This window comes from Skermanella sp. (assembly GCF_059503625.1).
This window is the reverse complement of the sequence record NZ_JCACHA010000059.1, coordinates 1-4206: the sequence shown is the minus strand read 5'-3', so window position 1 is coordinate 4206 and position 4206 is coordinate 1. Positions and strand designations below refer to the sequence as shown.

General features: G+C 69.1%; 4 protein-coding genes. All 4 read left to right on the top strand.

Annotation, left to right across the window (positions count from 1 at the left end):
• Positions 1–728, top strand: a 728-nt coding sequence (locus AC5JJ6_RS01565) for a beta-keto acid cleavage family enzyme (RefSeq protein WP_496040356.1), incomplete at its 5' end; no start/stop codon positions are given.
• A 76-nt stretch (positions 729–804) separates the two neighbouring features.
• The gene (locus tag AC5JJ6_RS01560) at positions 805–2292 is read left to right on the top strand and encodes an ABC transporter substrate-binding protein (protein WP_496040355.1); all 1488 of its coding nucleotides are present in this window, start codon (positions 805–807) and stop codon (positions 2290–2292) included.
• A gap of 37 nt (positions 2293–2329) precedes the next feature.
• Complete coding sequence (locus AC5JJ6_RS01555) at positions 2330–3277, top strand: ABC transporter permease (RefSeq protein ID WP_496040354.1); 948 nt, start codon at positions 2330–2332, stop codon at positions 3275–3277.
• On the top strand, positions 3277–4125 hold the full coding sequence (locus AC5JJ6_RS01550) for an ABC transporter permease (RefSeq protein WP_496040353.1): 849 nt from the start codon (positions 3277–3279) through the stop codon (positions 4123–4125). The genes AC5JJ6_RS01555 and AC5JJ6_RS01550 overlap by 1 nt, the downstream gene beginning before the upstream one ends.
• The last annotated feature ends 81 nt before the right edge of the window (positions 4126–4206 follow it).

Here is a 4206-nt window from a genome sequence, read left to right as displayed (position 1 = left end):
CGGCCGAACTGGCCGGCACCGCCGCCGAGTGCCTGGAAGCGGGCGCCTCGATGATCCACCTGCATGTGCGCGACGCGGAGGGCCGGCATATACTGGATGCCGACCTGTTCCGGGCCGCGACCGTGGCCGTGCGCCGGGCCGTCGGCGACCGCATGGTGATCCAGGCGACGACCGAGGCGGTCGGGCGCTACACGGCGGCGGAACAGATGGCCCTGGTCCGCGACCTGCGTCCGGAAGCAGCCTCAATGGCGCTCCGCGAACTGGTGCCGGACGCGGCGGCCGAGCCGGGCGCAGCATCGTTCTACGCGTGGTGCGCCAGAGAGCGGATCATGGTCCAGCATATCCTGTACGACGATGCCGACGCGGTGCGGCTGAAGCACCTGCATGCCACGGGCGTCATCCCCGACGGCATGAGGTCGGTCCTGTTCGTACTGGGACGCTATCGGGCGGACCAGCAGTCCACCCCCGCCGACCTGATCCCCTTCCTGGCCGCGAAGGACCCTGCCTGGGACTGGATGATGTGCGCCTTCGGACGGCAGGAGCACGACTGCGCCGTGGCGGTGGCCCTGCTGGGAGGCGATTCCCGCATCGGGTTCGAGAACAACCGCACTGCCCGGACCGGCGGCACCGCCGCCGGCAATGCCGGCCAGATCGCCGAACTGGCGGCCACGCTGCGCGGCTTCGGCAGGAGGACAGCCAAGGTGGAAGACTGGAGGCCGGCGGCCTGAACTCGCCTCCGCGCTTGATCCGCCCCCGCCCGCCCGCCATCATGCCTGACAAAAATGGCCAGTGGAGACGCGCCGCATGAAATTCCTTCCCGTGCTTCTGGCGGCCGGCATCGCGGCGACGGCCATGGCTCCCGGCGAGGCAGCCGCTCAGGACCGAGGCCGCATCGTGATCGGCATGCAACTGGAGCCGCCGCACCTGGACCCGACGGCGGGTGCCGCGGCGGCCATCGACGAGGTGACCTACGCCAACCTGTTCGAAAGCCTGACCCGGATCGACGAGCGCGGCGACGTGGTCCCCGGACTGGCGGAGCGGTGGGAGGTTTCCGGCGACGGCCTGACCTATACGTTCCACCTGCGCGGCGGCGTCAAGTACCACGACGGCACGGCGTTCGATTCCGCCGACGTCAGATTCGCCCTGGACCGGGCGCGCGGCGACGGGTCGGTCAATGCCCAGAAAGGCTATTTCGCGGCGATCAAGACGGTCGAGACGCCCGACCCGCTGACGGTCAAGGTCACCCTGGCGCGGCCGGACGGCCAGTTCCTGTTCAACATGGGTTCCAACGACGCCGCCATCGTGGCGCCGGAATCGGCGGAGACCAACAAGCAGCGCCCGGTCGGCACCGGGCCGTTCAAGTTCGACCGCTGGGTGTCGGGCGACCGCGTCGTGCTGGTGCGCAACCCCGACTTCCGCGACCCCGGCACGCCGAAACTGAACGAGGTGGCGTTTCGCTTCATCAGCGACCCGGCGGCGCAGCTGAATGCCGTCAGGTCGGGCGACGTGGACGCATTCCCCAACCTGGGCGCCACCGAATCCCTGCCCATCCTGGAGGTGGACAAGACCTTCTTCGTGAAGGTCGGAACGACCGAGGGCGAGACCGTGCTGGCGCTGAACAACGGCCGGAAGCCGTTCAGCGATGTCCGCGTCCGCCGGGCGCTGGCCCATGCCGTCAACCGCCAGGACGTGATCGACGGCGCGCTGTTCGGCTACGGCACGCCGATCGGCAGCCATTTCGCGCCTCACCGTGCCGGCTACGTCGATCTGACCGGGCTCTATCCCTACGATCCCGCCAGGGCTAAGGACCTGCTGGCCCAGGCCGGCTACCCCAACGGCTTCGACGCCGTGATCCGGCTGCCGCCGCCGGTCTATGCCCGGCGCGGCGGCGAGATCATCGCCGCCCAACTGGCCGCAGTCGGAGTAAGGCTGCGGATCGAGCCGATGGAATGGGCGCCGTGGCTCGAGCAGGTGTTCAAGGGCCGCGACTACGACATGACGATCATCTCCCATGTCGAGCCGCTGGACATCGACATCTACAACCGGTCCGATTACTACTTCAACTATCGCAGCGACCGCTTCGCCGCCGTGATGGACGAGCTGAGCCGTACCGTCGAGCCGGAGCGGCGGGCGGCGCTGTACGGCGATGCGCAGCAGGTGATCGCGGAGGACGGCGTCAACGTCTTCCTGTTCCAGCTTCCCAAGGCAGGCGTCTGGCGCGCCGGCCTGACCGGGTTGTGGGAAAACAGCCCCGTCCCCGCCAACGACGTGACGGCGGGTTCGTGGAAGTGAGCCTGCCCATCCCGGCCGGAGCGCTTTCGAGGCCGGCATGACCGCTTTCCTTGGCCGGCGCCTGCTGACCCTGGGGCTGACCTTGTGGCTGGCGTCCCTGGTCGTGTTCGTGGTGCTGGAAGTGCTGCCCGGCGATCCGGCGCTGCTGATGCTGGGGGTCGATGCGCGGCCCGACACGCTCGCGGCTTTGCGTGCCCGGATGGGGCTGGACCAGCCGGCTCCGGTCCGTTACCTCGCCTGGACGGGCGGCCTGCTGACGGGCAATCTCGGCACCAGCCACACCTACGGCGTCCCGGTGGCGGAGCTGATCCGGGACCGGCTGGCGGTGACAGCTCCGCTGGCGGGGCTGGCGATGCTGGTTTCCACGGCGGCGGCCCTGCCGCTGGGCCTGCTGGCGGCCTCGAAGCGCGGCAGGGCGGCAGATTACGGCGTCATGGCCTTCAGCCAGCTGGGCGTCGCCGTGCCCAATTTCTGGTTCGGCATCCTGCTGGTGCTGTGGTTCTCGATCGGCCTCGGCTGGTTCGACGCGGGGGGATTCCCCGGCTGGTCGGCCGGGATCGGCCCGGCGCTGAAGTCACTCACCCTTCCGGCCCTGACGCTGGGCCTGACCGAAGCCGCCATCCTGGCGCGGGTGACGCGGTCGGCCGTGCTGGACACCCTGGGGGAGGACTATGTGCGCACCGCCCGCGCCAAGGGCCTGAGCCGGGGCGCGGTGATGCGGCGGCACGTGCTGCGCAACGCCCTGATCCCGATCACGACCATCGTCGGCCTCCAGTTCGCCTTCCTGCTGGGCGGGGCCATCGTGGTCGAGAACGTCTTCTTCCTGCCGGGTCTTGGCCGGCTGCTGTTCCAGGCGATCAGCCAGCGCGACCTGATCGTCGTGAAGGACGCCGTCATCGTGCTTGCCGCCATGGTCGTGGCGGTGAACCTGATCGTCGATGTCCTCTACGCCCTGATCGACCCCAGGCCGAAGGCGGCATCCTGATGCGCCGGCACGGCCAGCTTTCCCTCCCCGTCAACCTGATCGCCGGCGCCGTGCTGACGCTGCTGCTGGCCGGCTTGGCGCTGGTCTCGCTGGTCTGGACCCCCTACCCGCCCGAGGCGATGCGGATCGCGATCCGGCTCCAGCCGCCGAGCGCCGCGCACTGGCTGGGCACCGACCATTTCGGGCGCGACATCCTGTCGATGATCATGGCCGGCGCCCGCAACTCGCTGGCCGTGGGAGCGGTCGCCGTAGGAACCGGGATGGCGGTGGGAGTGCCGCTTGGACTGGCGGCGGCATCGTTCGACGGATGGATCGACGAGGCGGTGGGAAGGCTGACCGACCTGACCTTCGCCTTCCCGGCCGTCCTGTCGGCTATCCTGATCACCGCTCTGCTGGGACCGGGAGCGGTCAACGCCATCCTCGCCATCGGCATCTTCAACGTCGCGGTGTTCGCGAGGGTCACGCGCGGCGCCGCCCGTCAGGTAGCCGCGCGGGAATTCGTCCGCGCGGCGGCGGCGCTGGGGCGCGGGCCGGGAGCCGTGACGCTGGTCCATGTATTGCCCAATATCGCCGGCACCCTGATAGTCCAGGCCACGATCTCCTTCGCGGTGGCGATCCTGGCGGAGGCGGGATTGAGCTATCTGGGCCTGGGCATCCAGCCGCCGGCGCCCAGCTGGGGCAAGATGCTGAACGAAGCGCAGACCTTCATGCTGCTGCGGCCGACCCTTGCCATCTTCCCCGGCCTGGTCATCGCGCTGTCCGTGCTGGGGCTGAACCTGCTGGGCGACGGCCTGCGCGACCTGCTGGACCCAAGGCTGAGGACTGGTGTCCGGCACCGCTCGTCTTGAAAGCGGCGGCAGGCGAACTCGGCCGTTCCAAGGCTTCATATGCAAAAAGGCATAATATCACCATAATTAATACTATCTTAT

Bases quoted from the DNA above. Each gene is read 5' to 3' on its own strand.
- AC5JJ6_RS01560 (WP_496040355.1), top strand. From the start codon at position 805: ATGAAATTCCTTCCCGTGCTTCTGGCGGCCGGCATCGCGGCGACGGCC.
- AC5JJ6_RS01555 (WP_496040354.1), top strand. From the start codon at position 2,330: ATGACCGCTTTCCTTGGCCGGCGCCTGCTGACCCTGGGGCTGACCTTG.
- AC5JJ6_RS01550 (WP_496040353.1), top strand. From the start codon at position 3,277: ATGCGCCGGCACGGCCAGCTTTCCCTCCCCGTCAACCTGATCGCCGGC.